This window comes from Mesorhizobium sp. B3-1-9 (genome assembly GCF_006439595.1).
Taxonomy (GTDB): Bacteria; Pseudomonadota; Alphaproteobacteria; order Rhizobiales; family Rhizobiaceae; genus Mesorhizobium.
Genome location: NZ_VFTJ01000021.1, coordinates 73,582 through 95,151, shown reverse-complemented (window position 1 = coordinate 95,151; position 21,570 = coordinate 73,582). Strand labels below are relative to the sequence as shown.

Annotated in this window: 20 protein-coding genes and 1 pseudogene; 11 read left to right on the top strand and 10 right to left on the bottom strand. The window is 64.1% G+C overall.

Going from position 1 to position 21,570, the window contains the following annotated elements; translation table 11 throughout:
* Window positions 1–8: 8 nt before the first annotated feature.
* From FJW07_RS26905 to FJW07_RS26865, 9 genes and pseudogenes are all read left to right on the top strand, one after another.
* Window positions 9–1,271: a septal ring lytic transglycosylase RlpA family protein gene (locus FJW07_RS26905; protein WP_140859368.1), complete on the top strand. Its 1,263-nt coding sequence runs from the start codon at window positions 9–11 to the stop codon at window positions 1,269–1,271.
* A gap of 122 nt (window positions 1,272–1,393) precedes the next feature.
* Complete coding sequence (locus FJW07_RS26900) at window positions 1,394–2,572, top strand: D-alanyl-D-alanine carboxypeptidase family protein (protein ID WP_140859367.1); 1,179 nt, start codon at window positions 1,394–1,396, stop codon at window positions 2,570–2,572.
* Window positions 2,573–2,644: 72 nt separating this feature from the next.
* Window positions 2,645–3,319, top strand: a complete 675-nt coding sequence (tmk, locus tag FJW07_RS26895) for a dTMP kinase (RefSeq protein WP_140859366.1) — start codon at window positions 2,645–2,647, stop codon at window positions 3,317–3,319.
* Window positions 3,316–4,371 carry a DNA polymerase III subunit delta' gene (locus FJW07_RS26890; RefSeq protein WP_140657784.1) on the top strand — a complete coding sequence of 352 codons (1,056 nt, stop codon included), beginning with the start codon at window positions 3,316–3,318 and terminating at the stop codon, window positions 4,369–4,371. The genes tmk and FJW07_RS26890 overlap by 4 nt, the downstream gene beginning before the upstream one ends.
* 89 nt (window positions 4,372–4,460) lie before the next feature.
* A complete protein-coding gene (metG, locus tag FJW07_RS26885) occupies window positions 4,461–6,008 on the top strand; it encodes a methionine--tRNA ligase (protein WP_140859365.1) in 1,548 nt (515 codons plus the stop codon).
* The gene (locus FJW07_RS26880; protein WP_140859364.1) at window positions 6,008–6,802 is read left to right on the top strand and encodes a TatD family hydrolase; all 795 of its coding nucleotides are present in this window, start codon (window positions 6,008–6,010) and stop codon (window positions 6,800–6,802) included. Before metG ends, FJW07_RS26880 begins: the two co-directional genes overlap by 1 nt.
* A gap of 3 nt (window positions 6,803–6,805) precedes the next feature.
* On the top strand, window positions 6,806–7,627 hold the full coding sequence (locus FJW07_RS26875) for an MBL fold metallo-hydrolase (protein ID WP_140859363.1): 822 nt from the start codon (window positions 6,806–6,808) through the stop codon (window positions 7,625–7,627).
* Window positions 7,628–7,979: 352 nt separating this feature from the next.
* Window positions 7,980–8,822 (top strand): alpha/beta fold hydrolase, encoded by an 843-nt coding sequence (locus FJW07_RS26870; protein ID WP_140859362.1) that lies wholly within the window; start codon window positions 7,980–7,982, stop codon window positions 8,820–8,822.
* 114 nt (window positions 8,823–8,936) lie between these two features.
* Window positions 8,937–9,278 (top strand): annotated as a pseudogene (locus tag FJW07_RS26865) (arginase family protein); the annotation flags it as partial.
* Window positions 9,279–9,294: 16 nt separating this feature from the next.
* Here the strand turns inward: FJW07_RS26865 and FJW07_RS26860 are convergent.
* The 5 genes from FJW07_RS26860 to FJW07_RS26840 form a co-directional block, all read right to left on the bottom strand.
* Entirely contained in the window at window positions 9,295–9,705 is a 411-nt protein-coding gene (locus tag FJW07_RS26860) for a hypothetical protein (RefSeq protein ID WP_140859361.1), read from the bottom strand.
* 3 nt (window positions 9,706–9,708) lie between these two features.
* Window positions 9,709–10,584, bottom strand: a complete 876-nt coding sequence (locus FJW07_RS26855; protein ID WP_140859360.1) for an aldose 1-epimerase family protein — start codon at window positions 10,582–10,584, stop codon at window positions 9,709–9,711.
* Between the two features lie 179 nt (window positions 10,585–10,763).
* Complete coding sequence (locus tag FJW07_RS26850; protein ID WP_140859359.1) at window positions 10,764–11,480, bottom strand: Bax inhibitor-1/YccA family protein; 717 nt, start codon at window positions 11,478–11,480, stop codon at window positions 10,764–10,766.
* Window positions 11,481–11,515: 35 nt separating this feature from the next.
* On the bottom strand, window positions 11,516–12,289 hold the full coding sequence (locus FJW07_RS26845) for an anti-sigma factor (protein WP_140859358.1): 774 nt from the start codon (window positions 12,287–12,289) through the stop codon (window positions 11,516–11,518).
* Window positions 12,286–12,807 carry a sigma-70 family RNA polymerase sigma factor gene (locus FJW07_RS26840; RefSeq protein ID WP_246680878.1) on the bottom strand — a complete coding sequence of 174 codons (522 nt, stop codon included), beginning with the start codon at window positions 12,805–12,807 and terminating at the stop codon, window positions 12,286–12,288. The genes FJW07_RS26845 and FJW07_RS26840 overlap by 4 nt, the downstream gene beginning before the upstream one ends.
* Window positions 12,808–12,953: 146 nt before the next feature.
* On the opposite strand from FJW07_RS26840, the gene FJW07_RS26835 reads away from it, so the two are divergent.
* On the top strand, window positions 12,954–14,138 hold the full coding sequence (locus tag FJW07_RS26835) for an amino acid aminotransferase (protein ID WP_140859356.1): 1,185 nt from the start codon (window positions 12,954–12,956) through the stop codon (window positions 14,136–14,138).
* 70 nt (window positions 14,139–14,208) lie between these two features.
* Window positions 14,209–15,045, top strand: a complete 837-nt coding sequence (gene mazG, locus FJW07_RS26830; RefSeq protein ID WP_140859355.1) for a nucleoside triphosphate pyrophosphohydrolase — start codon at window positions 14,209–14,211, stop codon at window positions 15,043–15,045.
* On the opposite strand, the gene hflX is transcribed toward mazG, so the two are convergent.
* From hflX to FJW07_RS26805, 5 genes are all read right to left on the bottom strand, one after another.
* Complete coding sequence (hflX, locus tag FJW07_RS26825; RefSeq protein ID WP_140785020.1) at window positions 15,042–16,427, bottom strand: GTPase HflX; 1,386 nt, start codon at window positions 16,425–16,427, stop codon at window positions 15,042–15,044. The genes mazG and hflX overlap by 4 nt on opposite strands.
* The gene (gene hfq, locus FJW07_RS26820) at window positions 16,428–16,673 is read right to left on the bottom strand and encodes an RNA chaperone Hfq (protein WP_006202172.1); all 246 of its coding nucleotides are present in this window, start codon (window positions 16,671–16,673) and stop codon (window positions 16,428–16,430) included. It lies immediately after the preceding gene.
* Window positions 16,674–16,816: 143 nt separating this feature from the next.
* Entirely contained in the window at window positions 16,817–17,680 is an 864-nt protein-coding gene (locus FJW07_RS26815) for a D-amino-acid transaminase (protein ID WP_140708902.1), read from the bottom strand.
* Between the two features lie 181 nt (window positions 17,681–17,861).
* Window positions 17,862–19,223 carry a sigma-54 dependent transcriptional regulator gene (locus tag FJW07_RS26810; RefSeq protein WP_140646227.1) on the bottom strand — a complete coding sequence of 454 codons (1,362 nt, stop codon included), beginning with the start codon at window positions 19,221–19,223 and terminating at the stop codon, window positions 17,862–17,864.
* Window positions 19,213–21,504, bottom strand: a complete 2,292-nt coding sequence (locus FJW07_RS26805; protein ID WP_140785018.1) for a PAS domain-containing sensor histidine kinase — start codon at window positions 21,502–21,504, stop codon at window positions 19,213–19,215. Before FJW07_RS26805 ends, FJW07_RS26810 begins: the two co-directional genes overlap by 11 nt.
* Window positions 21,505–21,570: the final 66 nt, after the last annotated feature.

Here is a 21,570-nt window from a genome sequence, read left to right as displayed (position 1 = left end):
TCGAAAACATGCAGATTTCGGCGCGCCCGCGTCTTCGTCGCGCTTCTGCTTTCGCCCTGTGCGCCCTTTCGGGCCTGCTTTTGGCTGCCTGCGCCTCGCAGCCCGAACCCAAAGGGATGGTCTACAAGAAGGCCCGCTCCAAGGAATATTTCGCCGAATCCGAATATGGCGTGAAAGCGAGCCCGCGTGTCCAGTTCATGCGGCGCGGCGGCGGCCGCGACCAGCTCGGCAAGCCCTACCAGGTGCGCGGCAAGTGGTACTACCCCAAGGAAGACAAGGGCTACGCCAAGGTCGGGCTTGCTTCCTGGTATGGCGATGCGTTCCACGGCCGTCTGACCGCCAATGGCGAAATCTATGACATGACGCATCTGACGGCGGCGCATCCGACGATGCCGCTGCCGAGCTATGCCCGCGTCACCAATCTGGAGACCGGCAGCTCGGTGATCGTGCGCGTCAATGACCGCGGCCCCTATCACGAAGGCCGCATCATCGACGTTTCCGAACGCGCGGCGCAGATGCTCGACTATGCCAAGGTCGGCACGGCCAGGGTCAAAGTCGAATATGTCGGCCGCGCGCCGCTCGACGGCGACGACGACCGGTATCTGGTGGCTTCCTACCACCCCGGCAACAACCGGCCGGATCCTTCGGACGGCCTGCCGACCGGCGTGATGGTGGCCATGAACGGCCCATCGCCGAGCCTGCCGGTGGGCGCGCCGCCGGCCGCCGTGCCGTTCCCTGGCCAATTGACCAATTCGGGGGAGGCCTTTGCCTCGCAACCGGACCTGTCGGAGCAGCCGGCCGTGCAGCCGGCTGCATTCTCGGTGCAGGGCGCCAGCGATGTCGTGCTGCCGGATTTCGGGCCGATCGTACCGGAACGGCCGGATCTTACGCTCCCGTCGAACTCGCCCTTCGCCATGGCTTCGCTGTCTTACGCGGACGAACGGGTAAAGCGCGCCGATGTCTTTGCAGCGCTCGATGCCGGCGGCATGTCGCCGGCCGATGTCCTGCAGTCGTGGCGGAAATCGAATCGCCAGGAACAGACGCCCGCATCCGGCTACGTCGCCGCCGGCTCCTTCGACGAGGCCGCGGAGGCAAAGCGCGTGGCCGCGGCGCTCGAGCCGTTCGGCCGGGCCGAGATCCAGCGCACCGAACTCGACGGCAATGACTGGTATGCGGTCAACGTCTACCCGAACGGCCATGGCAGCATCGACGACCTGCTTCAGGCAGCCTGGTCGCATGGCGCGCCGGATGCGCTGGCTGTGCGTAACTGATCAAATTCGCGCGGCCCGTTGATCCGGTCGAAACAATCCTGATAGCTTGGCCGCGGGGTAGTTTTGCGCAATTCCGGGTGGCTCCACGCTTTCCGGTATTGCCCAGATTGGGTCGACATTTCATGCAATTGCGCCTTTTTCCACCTTTCGCCAGCCTTCTGGGATTGGTGCTGGCGGTGCTTTGCTCCGCGCCTGCATGCGCGCAGCTTTTCGAGACCAAGGCGACGCAAGCGTTCATGATCGATGCCGACACCGGCACCGTGCTCTTCGCCAAGGACCCCGACAAGCCGATCCCGCCGGCCTCGATGGCCAAGCTTATGACGATGGAAATGGTCTTCAACGCCATCAAGTCGAAGCGGATCACGCTCGACGACACTTTCGTCGTCAGCGAAAACGCCTGGCGCACCGGCGGCGCGCCATCCGGGACCTCGACCATGTTCGCCAAGCTCAAATCCGAGGTCCGCGTCGAGGATTTGATCCAGGGGGTCACCGTGCAGGCGGCCAATGACGGCTGTATCGTGCTCGCCGAGGGCATGGCAGGCTCGGAAGCGAATTTCGCCGCCCAGATGACCGATCGCGCCCGTCAGCTCGGCCTCTCGAAATCCACCTTCGTCAATTCGACCGGCCTGCCGGCGGACGGCCAGCAGACGACGGTGCGGGAGCTGACGATGCTGGCGCTGCATCTGTGGCGCGACTATCCGGAATTCTTCCACTATTACGGCCAGCCGGACTTCACCTGGAACAAGATATCGCAGAGGAACCGCAATCCGCTGATCGCCATGGGCATCGAGGCCGACGGCTTCGTGGCCGGCGCCAGCGAGCAGGCGGGCTTCGGCCTGGTCGGCACCGTCAGCCACAACGGCACGCGCGTGATCGCCGCTCTCAGCGGACTGGCAAATGACCGCGAACGCTCCGAAGAGGCGCGCAAGCTGCTCGACTGGGGCTCTCGGTCATTCCAGAAGACCGAGATCTTCGCCAAGGACGAGGTGGTCGGCGAAGCAGAGGTTTTCGGCGGTGCCAAGTCTGGCCTCGCCTTGAAAGCGAAAGGCCCCGTGGACATCTTTCTGCCGATAGCCAACCGCGACAAGCTGACCGCCAGGATCGTCTACCAGGGTCCGGTATCGGCGCCGATCGAGGAAGGGCAACCGGTCGGGGAACTGCGCGTTTGGATAGGCGACACGCTGAGCCAGCAGACGCCTCTATATGCCGCCGAGTCGGTGAAAGTGGGCACGCTGCCGCAGCGCGCGCTCGACGCGGCCAAGGAACTCGCTGTCGGCTGGCTGCGTCAGAAACATTTGTGATCGGGCAAGTTCGTGGACCTTTTGTCGGACGAGAGCTATGACAGCGGCCAGCATGGGCAAAGGCAGTCTCGATTGGCAAGCGGATTTTTCATCACCTTCGAGGGCGGCGAAGGAGCAGGCAAGTCGACGCAGATCGAGCGGCTGGCGCGGCGCATGCGCGCCAAGAAATACGAGGTGCTGGTCAGCCGCGAACCGGGTGGATCGCCCGGCGCCGAGGCCGTAAGGCATGTGCTCCTGTCCGGGGCGGCCGAGCCGTTCGGCCCGAAGATGGAGGCGATCCTGTTCGCCGCCGCGCGCTCCGACCATGTCGAGCAGGTCATCCGGCCGGCGGTCGAGCGCGGCTCGATCGTGCTGTGCGACCGTTTCATCGATTCCTCGCGCGTCTACCAGGGCGTCACGGGCGGCCTCGATGCCGATTTCATGAAGGCGCTGGAGGCAGTGGCCATCAACGGCATGATGCCGGACATGACGCTGATCTTCGACGTCGATCCCGCTGAAGGCCTGAAGCGGGCCGCCGCGCGGCGCGGCGCCGGGGACGCCGCCGACCGCTTCGAGAAGGAGACCTTGGCCATCCACCGGCGACGGCGCGAGGCTTTCCTTGCCATCGCCGCGGCGGAGCCGGAGCGCTGCATCGTCGTCGACGCTTCCGCCGATCCCGATACGGTGGAGGATGTCGTCACCGCCGCCGTCTTCGCGGCGCTGGAAGAACGGATGCCGGCACAAAGGATCGAGACGGCGCCGGCATGATCTTCGAACGCATCGCCCCCGAGCAGCACGACACGCTGGACGGCGTGCCTGAGCCGGCTGAAACGCCGCGGCTGATCGGCCACGCGACGGCGGCAGGGATGCTTGCCGGCGCCTACCGCGCCGGCAAGCTGCCGCATGCGCTGATTTTCGCCGGGCCGCAAGGCATCGGCAAGGCGACGCTGGCGTTCCACATGGCGCACCATCTTCTGAGATATCCGGATTTCAAGACGGCGCCCGGCGCGCTCGCCGTTCCCGATCCGGCCTCCTCGCTGTTTCGCCAGATTGCCACCGGCGCGCATCCTTCGGTGTTGCATCTCACCCGTCCGGCCAATGACAAGACCAAGAGCTTCAAGACGGTGCTGACCGTCGACGAGATCCGCAAGGTCAGCCGCTTCCTGTCGATGACCTCGCATGACGGCAGCTACCGCGTCGTCATCGTCGATCCGGCCGACGACATGAACATCAATGCCGCCAATGCCTTGCTCAAGAATCTCGAAGAGCCGCCGGCACGCACCCTGTTCATTCTGGTGGTGCACGCACCGGGCAGCCTGTTGCCGACGATCCGCTCGCGCTGCCAGATGGTGCGGCTGGCGCCTCTGGCCGCCGACGAGCTGATGGCGGTGCTGGAAAATGTCGAGCCGCCGCCGCCGGACGATCCGGCCGCGCGCGCAGCACTTGCCGAGCGGGCAGGGGGCAGCGCCCGCAACGCGATCCTGCTCACCCAATATGGCGGGCTGGAAATCGCCGGCGCGCTCGACGCACTGGTGGCGGCCAGGAAGCCCGACATTGCCGGCGCCCACCGCCTTGCCGAGGCCGTGGCGGGACGCGATCAGGCGATCCAGTTCGACATCTTCAACCGCCGCGCGCTCGACCTGCTTTCGGCCGCCGCCAGCGAAGCGGCGCTGGCCGGCGACCTCGACAGGGCCAAATCGCTGTCCGAGGCTTGGCACGAAGCGCTGAACACGATATCTGAGGCCGAGACCTATAACCTCGACAAGAAGCAGCACGCCCTGACCATGATCGACCGCCTGAATTCTGCGATGCGAATGTGAATGCGCCTTGTCCTCGGGATGGCAATCGCCGTCTCGATGAGATATCCACCGCCACACTTCCCATTCAGACATTCATGGCGATTTCATCCATGGCACGCGAAAAATTCTATCTGACCACCCCGATCTTTTATCCGAATGGCAAGCCGCATATCGGCCATGCCTATACGGTCATTGCCAGCGATGCACTGGCCCGCTTCCAGCGGCTGGACGGCAAGGACGTGTTCTTTCTCACGGGCACTGACGAGCATGGTCTCAAGATGCAGCAGACGGCCGAGAAGGAAGGCATCACGCCCTTAGAGCTTGCCGACCGCAATTCAGCAATCTTCCGCTCGATGACCGAGACCCTCGGCGCCTCAAATGACGAATTCATCCGCACGACCGAACCACGCCATTACGCGTCCTGCCAGGCGATCTGGAAGGCGATGGCCGCGAATGGCGACATCTATCTGGACCGCTACAGCGGCTGGTATTCGGTGCGGCAGGAGGCCTATTTCGACGAGAGCGAAACCACGCTCGGCGAGGATGGCGTGCGCCGCGAACCGCTTGGGTCGCCAGTCGAATGGAACGAGGAGGAAAGCTATTTCTTCCGGCTGTCCGCCTACCAGGACAAGTTGCTGGCGCTGTATGAAAGTCAGCCGGACTTCGTCGGTCCGGCGGAGCGCCGCAACGAGGTGATGAGCTTCGTCAAGTCCGGCCTGAAGGATCTGTCGATCTCACGAACCACCTTCAAGTGGGGCGTTCCGGTGCCCGGCGACGACAAGCATGTGATGTATGTGTGGGTCGATGCTTTGACCAACTACATCACCGCCGCCGGCTATCCCGATACCAAGTCCCAGAAATGGAGCTTTTGGCCGGCCACGCATGTCATCGGCAAGGATATCGTGCGCTTCCATGCCGTTTACTGGCCGGCTTTCCTGATGTCGGCGGGGATCGAGCTGCCGAAACGGGTCTTTGCCCACGGCTTCCTGTTCAACCGCGGCGAGAAGATGTCGAAGTCGGTCGGCAATGTCGTCGACCCGTTCGCCATGGTCGAACATTACGGTCTCGACCGCGTGCGCTACTTCTTCCTGCGCGAGGTGCCGTTCGGTCAGGACGGCAGTTACAGCCATGAAGCGATCGTCAACCGCACCAACGCCGACCTTGCCAACGGTCTCGGCAATCTGGCGCAGCGCTCGTTGTCGATGATCGCCAAGAACTGTGGTGGCAAGGTGCCGGCGCGCGGCGACCTTACCGAGGCCGACACGGCGATCCTCGACCAGGCGATCGAAGCGTTGGCGGTTTCTCGCAGGGCGATGGCGGAGCAGGGCATCCACCTGGCGCTGGCGGCGATCTTCGGCGTTGTTGCCGAAGCCGATCGCTATTTCGCTTCGCAGGAGCCCTGGGCGCTCAAGAAGACCGACCCGGAGCGCATGGAAACAGTCTTGTGGACAACGGCCGAACTGGTGCGGCGTGTGGCACTGCTTTGCCAGCCCTTCGTTCCCGGATCGGCCGCGAAACTGCTCGACCTGTTGGCCGTGCCCGCGGACAAACGCGCTTTCGAGCATGTCCACGCCGACCACGCGCTGGTGCCCGGCGCGGCATTGCCGGCGCCGGAGGGCGTGTTTCCGCGCTATGTCGAGCAGGACGGCAACAACTGATGCTGGTCGACAGCCATTGCCATCTCGACTTTCCGGACTTCGCCGAGGAGCGGGCGGCTATCGTCGCCCGCGCCCTCGCCGCCGGCATCGGTCGCATGGTGACGATCTCGACGCGCGTGAGGCGCTTTCAGCAAATCCTTGAAATCGCTGAAACTTTCAATGAAGTCTATTGCTCGGTCGGCACTCATCCGCACAATGCCGCGGAAGAGCTGGACGTCACCGCCGACGAGCTGGTGCGGCTTTCCGACCATCCCAAAGTGGTGGCGATCGGCGAAGCCGGGCTCGATTACTATTATGACAAGGCGCCGCGCGATGCGCAGGCGCAAGGCTTTCGCACCCATATCGCGGCCGCGCGCCGGACCGGCCTGCCGCTGGTCATCCATTCGCGCGATGCCGACGACGACATGGCGGCGATCCTCGAGGACGAAACAGGGAAGGGCGCCTTCCCCTTCATCCTGCACTGTTTTTCGTCCGGACGCAGGCTGGCCGAAGTCGGCGTGGCGCTGGGCGGCTATGTCTCCTTTTCCGGCATCCTGACCTTCAAGAATTCCACCGAATTGCGCGCCATCGCCGCCGACGTCCCGCGCGATCGGCTGCTAGTCGAAACGGATGCACCCTACCTTGCGCCGGTCCCGCATCGCGGAAAACGCAACGAACCGGCCTATGTGGCGAACACGGCAAAGGTGCTTGCCGAGACCATCGGCGTAAGCGAGGCCGAGATCGCCGATATCACCACCGGAAACTTCTTCCGGTTGTTCACCAAGATGCCGCGTCCCGACAGGGCGACAGGCTGAGGCATGGGCGACCGGCTGCGCTTTACCGTTCTTGGTTGCGGCTCATCGCCCGGCACGCCGCGCATCACCGGCGATTGGGGCAATTGCGACCCCAAGAATCCGAAGAACCGACGCATGCGCACGGCCGCGCTGGTCGAGCGTATTGCCGCCGACGGCGCGCGTACCACGGTCGTCATCGACACCGGGCCGGATTTCCGCGAGCAGATGCTGCTGGCCTCCGTCAAGCGCATCGACGCGGTCGTCTACACGCATCCGCATGCCGACCATATCCACGGCATCGACGATCTGCGCGGCTACGTGCTCGAGCAACGCCATCGCATCGATGTCCATGCCGACGAGCCGACCATGCTTCGGCTGCGCCAGGCGTTCAGCTATTGCTTCGAGACGCCACCCGGCAGCTCTTATCCGCCGATCGTCGAGGCTCACATCATCGACCACGCGAAGCCGGTCGTGGTCGAAGGCGAGGGGGGCGCGCTCGCCCTTGAGCCGCTGCCGCAGTTCCATGGCGACATCATCTCGCTGGGCTTCCGCATCGGCGGGCTTGCCTATTGCCCGGATATCAGCGGCTTCCCGGACGCCACCGCCGAGCGCCTGCGCGGCCTCGACATGCTGGTCATCGATGCGCTGCAGTACAACACGCATCCCAGCCATCTGTCGCTCGGCCAGGCGCTGGAGTGGATCGAAAAGCTGGCGCCGAGGAATGCCGTACTGACGCATATGCATGTGCCGCTCGACTACGCCGCCGTGATGGCCGAAACGCCGGATCACGTGGTGCCAGCCTATGACGGCATGGTGCTCGAAATCCCTTACGAGTCAGAACGATAGCGTCAGCTGCTCAGTTTGTGTTGCAGTTCGTCTGTCGAACGTTCGGTAGAGATATCGAAGTCGCGAAGCGTTACGGGGAGTAATCCGCGGAGTTCGTCGCCAGCAGCGAAAGCCGCAGCAATTCCTGGGTATGCGCCCGACCCGTTAGTTCCATAATCTATCTTATGCGACTTTCCGGTGTGGCCACAGAGATGTCGAAAGCGCTGCGTCATACAGCCCTGCTCGCTAGCCGCACGGAGCTGTTGCGCATTAACGGGTACGAACAGGAGTCGTCCCTCATTGCGGCAGCAAGTGCTCGGAACTCAACCGCCGAACCTCGCGTTGGCCTGCTGAGCGGTTTGAGGACCTTTGCATGCGTTCACGGCTTGAGTTGGCGAGCGGCACGGAATTGTCTTTCCTCACGGCTGGAGAGCCCTCCAAACCGGCTCTTCTGCTTCTTCACGGTTTTCCGAGTTCCTCCAGGACCTTTCGCCACGTTATTCCCGCATTGTCGAAGGTGGCTTATGTGGTTGCTCCCGACATGCCTGGGTTCGGCATGTCCGATGCTCTGTCCGAGCCGTCTTTTGATGGTTTTGCCGATGCGATCTCGGAGTTGCTCGGCCACCTCTCGGTCTGCTCGCGCTACATCTACCTGCATGACTTTGGCGCGCCGGTCGGCCTGCGGATAGCCATGCAGGCTCCCGATGCGGTGTTGGGCTTGATCGTCCAGAACGCCAACGCGCATCGGAGCGGAATGGGGCCATCATGGAAGGCGACGCAGGACTTTTGGGCCAATCCGAATCGCGACAATGAAGCGAAAGCCACCGCGCATCTGACCTTCGAGGGCACGCGCGATCAGTATGTGGCAGGTGTTCCCGACGATGTGGCCGCACAAATTCCGCAGGAGAACTGGGAGGAAGACTGGCGCGTGATGCAGCGCCCCGGAGGCATCGAGACGCAGCGCGCGCTTATTGCGGACTATGGCAACTACGTCGCTGGTTTCGACGCGATTGCGGACTATCTGCAGCGCCGGCAGCCTCGCGCCCTGATGCTGTGGGGTCGGCATGACACGTTCTTTGACCTGGCAGAGACGCTATCATGGATGCAGGCCCTGCCGAGGATGGAAGCACACATTCTCGACGGGCCTCATTTCCTGCTGGAAACGCATGCCAACCAAGCTGCGTCGTTGATGGTCGACTTCCTGGAACGGCAATAGAACAGTCCTTGAGGTCTGGCCGGCCCGAACGCGGCCGACGCCTGGGCTACATTGTCCGGCATCAATGTTCTGGCCACTGCCTGTCGGCCATTTCCGCTCGGCACCGTCTCGCTTGCCTGGCGCTACGGCAGCCGCTTTGTCACGGCCCGCGAGGTTCACGCCCAGGGCGTCGAAGCCGCTTTGCGGCACATTCCGGAAGGCGCGCGTGTCGTCGTCACTTTCGACTCCGACAGCCTCGATCCATCGATCATGCCGGGAGTGGCCGCGCGCACGCCCGGCGGCCTCACCTACACGCAAGCGATCGATCTGATCGCAGGCCTCGGCAAGCGGGCGAGGATTGCTGGATTCGACCTTGTCGAGCTTTATCCTCCCGCCGATATTGACGGCGTGTCGGCGCTCACGGCCGCCCGTCTTCTTGTCAACGTGATCGGCGCCATTGTCCGGCAGACCGGCTGAGATCCGATCGGATGGTCTAGAAAAAGCTGTTCAGAAATGCCGATGCCTCGTCTGAAACACCAACGATCTTGTTGGTCGCCTGGCGGTAGAATTTGAAGTTGAGCTCGGTCTCGGGCCGGCCGTCCTTCCAATCCTTGAAGCGCTTGAGCTCATCGCGACCCAAGCGTCTCGTTGCCATGGCGGTGCGGTGGACGGCAACGCTGACGCGCGGCGTCTGCCGTACGAGATCGGAGCGTCTTGGGATAGCCGCCGAGGAGGTCACGACGCCGCGTGCGACAAGCCCCTGCCCGCCTTCGTTCTCGCTGGCGAACAGGAAGATGATGTCGCCCTCGGCGATGCGCTTGCCGCCATACATGGTTTTCTGGGCGGCGAACACGAACGTCTCCGCTGCCGGGTCCTCGATTTCGGTCTTGATGGCGTATGCCATGCCCTACGGTCCCCGGCTGAGGCCTATCCGGTAACTCAGCACGCGCCGGCCGGCCGGCTCGATCAGCATGACGCCCGGCTTGTCGGCGAATTCGCCGTCGAAATCGACGGGACTGGCGATGCCGTGCCAGGGCTCGATGCACAGGAAGGGCGCGCCGCCGGGCTTGGACCAGATGCCCAGCTCGTTGAAACCCTGCCAGGACACCTCGATCGCCGGCCCCCGCGCCGCGGCATAGCGCACACTGGTGCTGGCCGGCTTGTCGAGGATGACGGCGTCATCGTCGAACAGTTTTTCGGAAAGCGGCAACGTCTTTCCCTCGATGGGTGTCGGTTGCAGGTCCGGCAGCAGCAGGCCGTCCTTCAGGCGGCGGACCGGCGACGGTTCATTGTCGGCGAAGGTCAGCCGGTAGGCCTCCTTGGGTAGTTCCGGCAGCAGCGGCCAGTTGAACGCCGGATGCGCGCCGATCGAGGCGGGCAGCGGCTCGTCGCCCGTGTTGGCGATCTCGAAGGTCACGCCGAGCTGCCGGGGTTTCAGCTCGTAGCCGATGGCGAGGCGAAAGGCGAAGGGATAGTGCGTTCGCGTCTCGGCATCATCCGTCAGCACCAATGTGCAGGAGGTCGGCCCCTGCTCCGCCCAGGCAAAGCGCCGGTCGCGGGCAAAGCCGTGCTGCGTCATCGGATGGGTTTGGCCGCGATGCCGCAGCTGGTCGCCCTTGAGCCGGCCGACGATCGGGAACAGGACCGGCGAATGACGGCGCCAGACGGGGCCTGCCTGCCACAGAAGCTCGGTGCCGTCGCCATCGCGCAGCGAGACCAGCTCGGCCCCCTGCCCGACGACGGTCGCCGAAATGCCGTCAGCATGAAGCGTCAGTTGTTCCATTGCGTCCTCGCGGCTGGCTGGTCTGGCCGGCAGGCTAGCAAAAGGCCGCGCGTGAACTCAAGCGCGGCAGGCAGATCGCACCTTGGTCCTGGACGCCTTGGTGCGCAATCGACAAAAAATGGCCGGAGGTTTCCCTCCGGCCACGCCGAGGTCAGCAGTGTTGCCTGCTACGGTCCGGCTTATTCGCGCTCACCGGTGAAATTCAAGAGCAGCTGGAAGATGTTGATGAAGTTCAGATAGAGCGAGAAGGCGCCGAAGACGGCGAGCTTGTGCTGCGATTCCGCGTCGAAATTCTCCGCATACTGCTCCTTGATCGTCTGCGTGTCCCAGGCGGTCAGGCCGACGAAGACGGCAATGCCGATCACCGAGATGGCGAACTGCAGCGCGGTCGAGCCGAGGAACAGGTTGACCAGGCTGGCGATGACCACGCCGATCAGGCCCATGATCAGAAAGGACGAGAACTGCGTCAGGTCGCGCCTGGTCGTGTAGCCGTAGAGGCTGGTGGCGCCGAACATCGTGGCGGCGATGAAGAAGGTGCGCGCGATGCTGGTCGAGGTGAAGACCAGGAACACCGAGGCGAGCGAAAGGCCCATCACTGCGCAGAAGGCCCAGAACATCGCCTGCGCGCCCGAGGCCGACATGGTCTGCATCCTGAACGAGAAGAGCATGACGAAGGCGAGCGGCGCCAGCATCACCACCCATTTCAGTGGGCTGGAGAAGATCGGCACATAGAGCGCGGGTGTCGAGGCCACGAAGAAGGCGACGAGGCCGGTGACGACGAGGCCGAGGCCCATATAGTTGTAGACGCGCAGCATGTGCTTGCGCAGGCCCTGGTCATAGACGGCTCCGGCCTGCACGCCGGCGCCCGTTCGGTATCCCAGATTGGGGCTGTTCATTTGGTTCTCCTTGGTTCTCGGTAGAGGGTCTGTTTTCAGTAGAGCGTTCTGGCGAGTTTCTCGGCGGCATGGTCGAGATTGCCGGCGTCGCTGCGTCCGACCACGGCATAGGCGACCTCGCCGATCTGGAAATACGCAGTCGAAATGTCATTGGAGGGCGCGACCGTGGGCTTCACGACGTCGAACGTGCCGGGCCTGATGGCGAACAGCGAGACGAGACCGAGATCCTTGGTCTCGACCGCCACCTCGACGCTCGGCCCGAATTGCGAGGGGTAGACCTGGACGTCGCGGATCTTCCAGTCGTCGGGCAGCGACGGCATGACGATCGCGGTGGCGGCGCGGATCTCGTCGGCATCGTAGCCCGGCGCCTCCTGCTGCGACGGCATCGTCTCGCGCACCAAAGTCGTGCGGTGCGCCCTGACCGCATCCTCGACATAGGCCGGCGGCTGCGTCGAGGCGACCACCTTGGTCACCGCGATCGGCCCGAAAATGCCGTTGGCCAGCCAGCCCGCCGCGACCAGCACGGCCGCGGCCGCGGCCCGCTGCAGCACGGCAAGGATACGCCCCCTGGCAAGTGCCCTTTCCAGCCGCCGCGCCGCTTCTGTCGTGGCCGGACGCGCCATGCCGATGGGGCCCGCAAGCGCGACTCGCAGTTCGTCGCGCGTCCTCAAATCGGACATCACGCGCGCCGCCGCTTCCGGGCGCGCGGCGAGGAACGCCTCGACCTCTATGCGGCGGGCGACATCCAATTGGTCGTCGACATAGGCGTCGAGGTCGGCATCGGTTACGGGGTCGACAATGGCGGTCATTGATCGTCTCCCACGATCCTGAGATGAGGCCTGGCTTTCGGCGCCGCGCCCTCTTCCACCTCGCGCAGCGCGGCACGCGCGCGGCCGATGCGCGACATCAGCGTTCCGAGCGGCACGCCGATGACTTCGGCGGCCTGCTGATAGGATAGCCCTTCGATGGCGACGAGGTGCAGGGCGGAGCGCTGTTCCTCCGGGAGCGAGAAAAACGCTTCCCGGACCTGGGACAGGCGCACCGCATGGTCCTGCGATGCCGGCACGCTTTGGTCGGCAACGAAGCCGGCCTGTTCGATGCGCGCCGCCTCGGAGCGGCGCGAGCGCATGCGGTCGATGAAGATGTTGTGCACGATCGCCAGAAGCCAGGCACGCAAATTGCCGCCCGAGCGAAAGGTCGCGCGTCGCTCATAGGCGCGCACCAGCGCGTCATGGACGAGATCCTCGGCGTCGGCGCTGTCGCGCGTCAGCGAGCGCGCGTAGCGCCGCAGCGACCCCAACTGCCCAACGATGTCGAAGCGTGCCATCGACCGTTTCATGCCCTGTTTACGGAGCATGTAGGGATTTTAATCCCCTGCCCGGCATTTCTTTTCGTGCCGCCCGTGTCTGAGGAAACCGCTGGCGCCGCGGGGTCGATTTGCGTATCAATCCGCCGCCATTGGAGTCCTTTTCGATGTTCGAGACCCTGCAGCCCGCCCCCGCCGACAAGATCCTTGCCCTGATCGGCCTCTATCGCAACGACCCGCGGCCCGGCAAAGTCGACCTCGGTGTCGGCGTCTACAAGGACATCGACGGCAGGACGCCGGTGATGCGCGCCGTGCGCGAGGCCGAGAAGCGGCTGCTGGCCAGCCAGGACACCAAGACCTATCTCGGCCTTGCCGGCGATACCGGCTTCAACGCCGCCATGATCAAGCTCGCCTTCGGCGAGAAGGCCGACCCTTCGCGCATCCGCGCGGCACAGGCGCCGGGCGGATCCGGCGCGCTCAGGCTGGCGGCGGAGCTTCTGCAGCGCACGCGCGCCGGCGCGACGGTCTGGCTGTCCGACCCGACCTGGCCGAACCATCTGCCGGTGATGCGCGCCGCCGGTCTGCAAGTCCGCGACTATCCTTATTTCGATGCTGCTTCCGGCGCTGTCCGCTTCGACGAGATGCTGGCGACGCTCAGGACGGCCAACAGCGGCGATGTCGTGCTGCTGCATGGCTGCTGCCACAACCCGACCGGCGCCAATCTCAATGCCGCGCAGTGGGCCAAGGTCGCCGATGTGCTGCTGGAGCGCGGCCTGTTGCCGTTCGTCGACATTGCCTACCAGGGTTTTGGCGAGGGCCTCGACGCAGACGCCGCCGGTCTGCGGCTCTTGGCCGGCAAGGTGCCGGAAATGGTCATCGCCTCGAGCTGCTCGAAGAATTTCGCCGTCTATCGCGACCGCGTCGGCGCCGCGATGATCATGGCCAAGGACGGCGCCCAAGCCGACGTGGCGATGAGCCAGATGCTGGCGGCGGCGCGCGTGCTCTATTCGATGCCGCCGGACCATGGCGCGGCAGCCGTGCGCATGGTGCTGGAGGACGCCAGCCTGAGAAAGGATTGGGAGACGGAGCTCGAGGAGATGCGGCTGCGCATGCTCAGGCTGCGCGTCGCCTTCGCCGAAGCCCTCAGGCGTCAGTCCAACTCCGATCGCTTCGATTTCGTCGCCAGCCATCGCGGCATGTTTTCGCGGCTCGGCTTGACCGAGGCGCAAGTCGAACGCCTGCGCACCGAGCACGCCGTCTATATGGTCGGCGACAGCCGCATCAACGTGGCCGGCCTGCCGGAGGACGGCATGGACGACCTCGCCAAGGCGATCGTTTCGGTGCTTGACTGAGGCTGTGGACAACTCGTTTCAGTGTCCGGCCAGGATTGGTCGGACGCTGACCGCAGGATAGGCTCAATTCATGAAGCCCTCCAAAGACATTTCCCGGCTGATCGAGATCATGGCAGCGCTGCGAGCGCCGAAGACCGGCTGCCCCTGGGATATCGAGCAGAATTTTACGACCATCGCGCCCTACACGATCGAGGAGGCCTATGAAGTGGCCGACGCGATCGCGCGCGGCGATTTCGACGATCTGCGCGAGGAATTGGGCGATATGCTGCTGCAGGTCGTCTACCACGCGCAGATGGCCGAGGAGATCGGCGAGTTCGCTTTCGGCGATGTCGTCGAGGCCATCACCACCAAGATGATCCGCCGCCATCCGCACGTCTTCGGCGACGAGAAGGCGCGCAGCGCCGGCATGGCCAAGGGCATGTGGGAGAAGATCAAGGCGGTTGAAAAAGCCGAGAAGCGCGACGCCCGGCTCGCGCGCGGGCTCGATCCGGAAGATCACGGCAAAGGCTATCTCGACAGCGTCCCGGTCGCGCTCCCTGCCCTGACGCGCGCCCTGAAGCTGCAGGAGAAGGCAGCGCGCGTCGGCTTCGACTGGAGCGAGGCAGCCTCGATCCTCGACAAAATAGAGGAAGAGATCGGCGAATTGCGCGAGGCGCTCGCCACCGGTGACGCGGCACCGATCAAGGACGAGTTCGGCGACATGCTGTTTGCCGTCGTCAATCTCGGCCGCCACCTCAAGCTCGATTCGGAAGCGGCGCTCAGCGGCACCAACGACAAGTTCCGCTCGCGCTTTCACTATCTCGAGCAAGCTTTGGAGGCTTCGGGCGGTTCACTGGAGAAGGCAACGCTCGACGAAATGGAAGCGCTCTGGCAGCAGGCCAAAAGCGCCAAGGAATCAGCCGATTAGCTGCCCTTGCGATGCAGGCGGCTCTCGATTTCCCGCCTGGCGCTATGCGTGGCCGTGAGCGAGAGGGTGACGCTGCCGTCCTCATTGTCGGTGCGCGAAACGACGTCGCCGTTGCGGTAGAGCCAGTCGACCTGGCCGAGTTGAGCCGGGCTCAACGTCACGGTCATCGTTTCCAATTCGCCCGACACCCGCGTTTCGATGAGCGCTTTCAGCGTGTCCAGTCCTTCGCCGGTCACCGCTGAAATGGCTATCGGCGGAGACTTGCCGCTTGCCCCTTCGTCAAGCAGCCGCTCGCGATTACCTTCGTCGAGCAGATCGATCTTGTTCCAGACCTCGATCACGCGGTTCGCGTCGGCGGCGTCGACACCAAGATCGCCGAGGATGCGTTCGACGTCCTCGGCCTGGGCGGCCGTGTCCGGATCGGAGATGTCACGCAGATGAAGCACCAGATCCGCCTCGACGACTTCTTCCAACGTCGCCCGGAAGGCTGCCACCAGATGCGTCGGCAAATCGGAGATGAAGCCCACCGTGTCCGACAGGATGACCGGCGTGCCGTGCGGCAGCCGCACGCGCCGCAACGTCGGATCAAGCGTTGCGAACAGCATGTCCTCGGCCAGCACCCCTGCCCCGGTCAACCGGTTGAACAGCGTCGACTTGCCGGCATTGGTGTAGCCGACGATCGCCACCACCGGGAAAGGCACCTTCTTGCGCTTGGCGCGGTGCAGGTCGCGTGTGCGCCGCACCGTTTCCAGCTCGTGCTTCAGCTTGGTGATCTTGTCCTGCAGGATGCGACGGTCGGATTCGATCTGGGTTTCGCCGGGACCGCCGAGGAAGCCGGCGCCGCCGCGCTGCCGCTCGAGGTGGGTCCAGCTCCGCACCAGGCGGCCCTTCTGGTAGTTGAGATGGGCGAGCTCGACCTGCAGCGTGCCTTCCTTGGTGCGCGCCCGCTCGCCGAAGATCTCGAGGATGAGCCCGGTGCGATCGAGCACCTTGGCGTTCAGTTCCTTTTCGAGATTGCGCTGCTGCACCGGGGTCAGCGGATGGTCGACAATGACCAGTTCCGCCTTGCGTTCCTTCACGATATCCGCGAACTCGGCCACCTTGCCGCTGCCGAGCAGCGTGGCCGGCCGCGGATCGGCAACCGTCACCACCGCGGTGTGAACCGGGTTGAGATCGATGGCGCTGGCAAGGCCGACCGCTTCGTCGTGGCGTGCATCCGCCGAACGGCTCAGACGCGGGCGACTCGTCTCATCGTCGCCGCGCGGCTGGCGGGTAAGCACCGGCACAATGACAACGGCCCGGGTCGGATCCTTGGATTCCGGCCCGAGTTGATGTCCTTGTTTCCCGCGAACGCTGCGGTCCGCGTCCTTATCACGTGCCAATCAGGCGCCCTGGCTTTCCTCGCCATCGAACATCTGAACCGGCTGGCTCGGCATGATCGTGGAAATGGCGTGCTTGTAGACGAGCTGGGAGTGCCCGTCACGCCGCAACAACACACAAAAATTGTCGAACGAAGTGACGACACCGGTCAGCTTCACACCGTTGATGAGGAAGATGGTAAGTGGATTTTTGCTCTTGCGAACTGAATTCAGGAACAGGTCCTGAAGGTTTTGCGATCGTTCCGCCATTTTTCTTGTCTTTCGCCGATCCCCTTCGGTTTGCGGGCCAATGCGCCAAATTACGCGGCACCTGTCAAGCGAGCAAACCCCCTCTTGCCGACACAATGGCAAGCAGAATGAGATAGTTGAGGTTAATTCCAGTTGTGCGGTTATCAGGCTGGACTTTTTTCCGCAACGTCAAAAAAGGCCTGCCGCAACGAAAGTGTCATGGAACCAGGATGTCCATTTGCGATCGGCGCGCCGTCAATTTCGACCACCGGCATGGCGATTGTCGTCGCCGAACTGATGAACGCTTCCCTGGCCGCCTTGGCCTCGGTGACCGAAAAACCACGTTCTTCGATCTTGAGGCCGAGCTTTGCGGCGACGTCGAAAAGCGTCGTGCGGGTGATGCCGCGCAGGATGCCGTGCTCGGCCGGCCGGGTCACCAAGACGCCGTCCCGGGTGACGATCCAGGCGTTGGACGAGCCGCCTTCCTTGACGTTGCCGTCGGTGTCGACGAACCAGGCTTCCTGGGCGCCGGCTTCCTTGGCCTTCTGCTTGGCGAGCACATTGGGCAAGAGGCCCGTGCTCTTGATGTCGACGCGGTCCCAGCGATTCTCAGGCACCGTGATGACCTTGATGCCGGCTTCCACCCGCTTCGCCGCCGCGGCCGGATCGGCCTTTCTGGCGGTTATGACGAGGGAAGGCCTCGTGCCTGCCGGCGGAAACACGAACTCACGGCTGGCGACGCCGCGTGTCACCTGCACATAGACAAGGCCGTTGATAACGCCGTTGCGATTGACCACCTCGCGCAGCAGCATCGGCAGGACGCCTTCCGAGACCGGCCAGGCGATCGACAGTTCCTTCAGCGAGCGCTTGAGCCGGGCAAGATGGCGCGGCATGTCGACGATATGGCCGCGCGCCACTTCGCAGACCTCATAGACGCCGTCCGCGAACTGGTAGCCACGGTCCTCAATATGGACGCTGGCTTGGGCATGGACGACATAGCGCCCGTTGACATAGGCAATGCGCGGCATGGGCATCCTCAGGGAAATATCAGGCTTTCTTAGGCGATTCCGCCCCTGCCGTAATGAACAATCGCGTGGGCCAAGCCGGCCCCCCTGGCAAGCCGGCCCTGGGGAGTCTTACGCAATTCCGGACGGACAGCTACGGCGAAACCGCCGAGCCTAACCGCTGCGCACCTTTCCTGGAATTGCTTTACACACCCAGCGACTTCAGCTTGCGGTGGAGCGCCGAGCGTTCCATGCCGATGAACTCGGCCGTCTTCGAGATGTTGCCGCCGAAGCGGTTGATCTGGGCGATCAGATAGTCCTTCTCGAATTGCTCGCGGGCCTCGCGCAACGGCAGCGCCATGATGTGCTGGTCCGACTGGTTGGGCGTGCGTGGCATCACGTCGCCGATCTCGGAGGGCAGAAGATCCGCGGTGATCGGCGCATCGGCCTCTTCGCCGCGCGCCAGAATCATCAATCGCTCGACATTGTTGCGCAGTTGGCGAACGTTGCCCGGCCAGTTATGCGCCTGCAGCACGGCCAGCGCATCGTCGCCGATGCGGCGCGGCTTGATGCCGGCCTGGCGCGCGATCTGCTTCATGAAATTGTCGACGAGATAGGGAATGTCCTCGCGCCGCTCGGCGAGCCCCGGCACGATGACCGGAACCACCGCCAGGCGATGGTAAAGGTCCTCGCGGAAGCGGCCGTCGGCGATCATCGCTTCGAGATTCTGCGAGGTCGAAGAGATGATGCGGACATCGACCTTGACGCGCTTGGTGCCGCCTACCCGCTCGAATTGCTGCTCGACCAGCACGCGCAGGATCTTGTTTTGCGTTTCGCGTGGCATATCGGCGACTTCGTCGATGTAGAGGATGCCGCGATGCGCCTCTTCCAGCGCGCCGACCTTGCGCTCGGTGCCGTTCGATTCTGTGCCGAACAGCTCGATCTCCATGCGTTCGGGCGTGATGGTGGCCGCGCTCAGCGTCACGAACGGACCGGTCTTGCGCGACGAAAGCGTGTGGATGGCGCGCGCCGTCAGTTCCTTGCCGGAGCCTGAGGGACCGACGATCATGACGCGGCTGTTGGTGGGCGCGACGCGCTCGATGGTCTGCCGCAGCTGGCTCATCGCCGACGACATGCCGATCAGGTCGAAGGTCTCGCCGCTGCGCTGCTTGAGGTCGGAAACCTCACGCCGCAGCTTGGACGTCTCCAGCGCGCGCTCTGCGACCAGGATGAGGCGATCGGCCTTGAACGGCTTCTCGATGAAGTCGTACGCGCCGCGCCGGATGGCCGACACCGCCGTCTCGATGTTGCCGTGGCCGGAAATCATCACCACCGGCATGTTCGGGTGCATGGTCTTGATCTCGTCGAGCAACGCCAGGCCGTCGAGGCGCGAGCCCTGCAGCCAGATGTCGAGGAAAATCAGCCGCGGCGCGCGATCGGCGATTGCCGCGAGCGCGCTGTCGGCATCATGCGCCGTGCGTGTTTCATGACCCTCGTCGCTCAGGATACCGGCGACAAGTTCGCGGATGTCTTCCTCGTCATCGACGATGAGAATGTCAGACGCCATTACCGACCTTTTCAGTTTCTCTTTCGTGTTCGCTTCGACCTTCACCGCGTGGCGGCGCGGCTACGATCATCGCCGGGGGCAGGATGATCGAGATCATCGCGCCCCGGCCGCCATGGAAATCCGCTGGCGCGTCGTGCAATTCGAGACGGCCGCCATGGTCTTCCACGATCTTCTTGACGATAGCGAGACCAAGCCCGGTGCCCTTCTCGCGTGTCGTCATATAGGGCTCGAGAAGCCTTTGGCGATTCTCGCGCGGCAGCCCCTTGCCGTTATCGATAACGTCGATTCGTATGGCGCCATCTTGGCGCCCGGCCTGAATCCGGATTGTGCCGTCCGAACGGTCTTGCGCATCAAGTCCGTCGATCGCCTCGGCCGCGTTCTTGATGACGTTGCCGAAGGCCTGCGCCATCAGGCGGCTGTCGAAAGTGCCTTTCAACGGCTCGCTGCCGAAATCACGTTCGAAGGCGATGTCGGAGCGGCTGACCTCGACCAGGAAGGACGCCTCGCGCAGCGATTCACGCAGGTCGATAGCCTTCATCTCGGGCTTCGGCATGCGGGCAAAGGCCGAGAACTCGTCGACCATGCGGCCGATGTCCTCGACCTGGCGGATGATGGTATCGGTGCACTGGTCGAAGACCTCCCGGTCCTCGGTAATGACCTTGCCGTAGCGGCGCTTGATGCGCTCGGCCGAAAGCTGGATCGGCGTCAGCGGGTTCTTGATCTCATGCGCGATGCGCCGCGCGACGTCGGCCCAGGCCGACGAGCGCTGCGCCTGGACGAGATCGGTGATGTCGTCGACCGTGACCACGTAGGATTTCTCTTCCTCGCCGTCGTCAGCGGCTTCGACGGTGACCTGGACATTGAAGGTGCGCTCCAGACCGCTGCGGAAGAAGGTTACCTGCTCGCGATAGACCGGCTTGCCGGACTGCCGCCCGATCTCGAAGACGCGGCCGACAAGCGGCAGGACCGCTGAAAGGTTCTGGCCGAGCGTCGCATTTGCCGAAATCGCCAGCATGGTTTCGGCCGAGCGATTGACGATGGTGATGATGCCGTAAGGGTCGACGCCGATGACGCCGGCGGTGACACCGGCCAGCACGGCCTCGGAGAAGCGCCGCCGCTCGTCGATCAGATCCTTGGCCGAGAGCAGTTCGTTGCGCTGCGATTTGAGCTCCAGGATCATGTTGTTGAAGGTCTCGCCGAGCGAGGCGACGTCGCCATCGGACTGGCGCACCGGAACGGCAGCGTCGAGATTGCCGGTCGCCACCTCATCGGCGGCGCCGATCAGCTGGCGGATCGGCCGCACGATCCGGTCGGCGACCGCGATGCCGGTCCAGATAGCCGAGAGCGTGATGATCAGCGTGAGCGACAGATAGGGCAGCGCGAAGGCGACCTGCGAGGTCCGGCGGTTGTCCTCGAGATTGCGGTATTCGTCGGTGTTGGACCTGACGATCTGGCGCGCCTTGATCACGTCGGGATCGACGAGCCGGATCGTATACAGGTAAAGCCCTTCGATCTCCCGCAGCTTGATGATGGCGCCCATGATGTTGCGGGTGCGCGGCTCGATCAGCACCGGCTTGCCGTCGGACGCGGTGTCGACAGCGCCCGAGGGCGGCTCTGGCATGGGGAAATCGGCATCGGTCTTGGCGTTCATGACGAACGAGCCATCCGGCTTGATCAGGGCCGCATGCGCCAGTCCGCGCCCGACGGCTTCCTTGTTCAACAGGTCGAGGAAACCGCCCCGGTCGAGGCCGTAGAGCGTGCGCGAGGCATCGAGATCGTACGCCATGGACAATGTCGTGCCCTGCAGGTTGCGCGCGTTCTCCTGCACATAGGCGTCGGCAATCGACAGCGACGAGTTGACGATCGTCTTGGTGCGGATTTCGAACCAGCGGTCGAGGCCGATGTCGAGCGTGATCGAGGCGATGATCGCCACCATGATGGCCGGAATGGCGGCAACCAGCGCGAACATGGCGACGATGCGCACATGCAGCCGCGAGGCGGCCCTGCCATGGCGCCGCGCGAGGACGATGCGGCGCACCTCGCGGGCGATCAAGGCGATGAGGAACAGGACAAAGACGGCATTGGCCGCGATCAAGGCCCAGGTCGCGTGGGCCGTCGGCGCGATCGGCGTTGCGCCGACCAGGATCGCGAACGAGATCGCCGCCGTGATCATCGCGCCGGCAATCGCGACGACGCCGGGCAACGCCAGCAACCGTCGCCCGTCGCGCGCGCCGGTCTGGTTGAAAAGCGGTTGGTTCAGAGTCGGAGCCTCAGCTGCCATGTCGCGGTACAGAGTCGATCATCGCGTCGGATGTATGCAACGCATTGTGGCGATTATGCAACAAGT

Coding starts and splice junctions, on each gene's coding strand:
- FJW07_RS26850 (WP_140859359.1), bottom strand. CDS start 11,480: ATGAACAGCCCCAATCTGGGATACCGAACGGGCGCCGGCGTGCAGGCC.
- FJW07_RS26815 (WP_140708902.1), bottom strand. CDS start 17,680: ATGCCGCGCATTGCCTATGTCAACGGGCGCTATGTCGTCCATGCCCAA.
- FJW07_RS26860 (WP_140859361.1), bottom strand. CDS start 9,705: ATGGCATACGCCATCAAGACCGAAATCGAGGACCCGGCAGCGGAGACG.
- FJW07_RS26855 (WP_140859360.1), bottom strand. CDS start 10,584: ATGGAACAACTGACGCTTCATGCTGACGGCATTTCGGCGACCGTCGTC.
- FJW07_RS26810 (WP_140646227.1), bottom strand. CDS start 19,223: ATGGCGTCTGACATTCTCATCGTCGATGACGAGGAAGACATCCGCGAA.
- FJW07_RS26900 (WP_140859367.1), top strand. CDS start 1,394: ATGCAATTGCGCCTTTTTCCACCTTTCGCCAGCCTTCTGGGATTGGTG.
- FJW07_RS26890 (WP_140657784.1), top strand. CDS start 3,316: ATGATCTTCGAACGCATCGCCCCCGAGCAGCACGACACGCTGGACGGC.
- mazG (WP_140859355.1), top strand. CDS start 14,209: ATGAAGCCCTCCAAAGACATTTCCCGGCTGATCGAGATCATGGCAGCG.
- hfq (WP_006202172.1), bottom strand. CDS start 16,673: ATGGCGGAACGATCGCAAAACCTTCAGGACCTGTTCCTGAATTCAGTT.
- FJW07_RS26880 (WP_140859364.1), top strand. CDS start 6,008: ATGCTGGTCGACAGCCATTGCCATCTCGACTTTCCGGACTTCGCCGAG.
- FJW07_RS26845 (WP_140859358.1), bottom strand. CDS start 12,289: ATGACCGCCATTGTCGACCCCGTAACCGATGCCGACCTCGACGCCTAT.
- FJW07_RS26875 (WP_140859363.1), top strand. CDS start 6,806: ATGGGCGACCGGCTGCGCTTTACCGTTCTTGGTTGCGGCTCATCGCCC.
- FJW07_RS26840 (WP_246680878.1), bottom strand. CDS start 12,807: ATGGCACGCTTCGACATCGTTGGGCAGTTGGGGTCGCTGCGGCGCTAC.
- FJW07_RS26905 (WP_140859368.1), top strand. CDS start 9: ATGCAGATTTCGGCGCGCCCGCGTCTTCGTCGCGCTTCTGCTTTCGCC.
- FJW07_RS26835 (WP_140859356.1), top strand. CDS start 12,954: ATGTTCGAGACCCTGCAGCCCGCCCCCGCCGACAAGATCCTTGCCCTG.
- FJW07_RS26805 (WP_140785018.1), bottom strand. CDS start 21,504: ATGGCAGCTGAGGCTCCGACTCTGAACCAACCGCTTTTCAACCAGACC.
- metG (WP_140859365.1), top strand. CDS start 4,461: ATGGCACGCGAAAAATTCTATCTGACCACCCCGATCTTTTATCCGAAT.
- FJW07_RS26870 (WP_140859362.1), top strand. CDS start 7,980: ATGCGTTCACGGCTTGAGTTGGCGAGCGGCACGGAATTGTCTTTCCTC.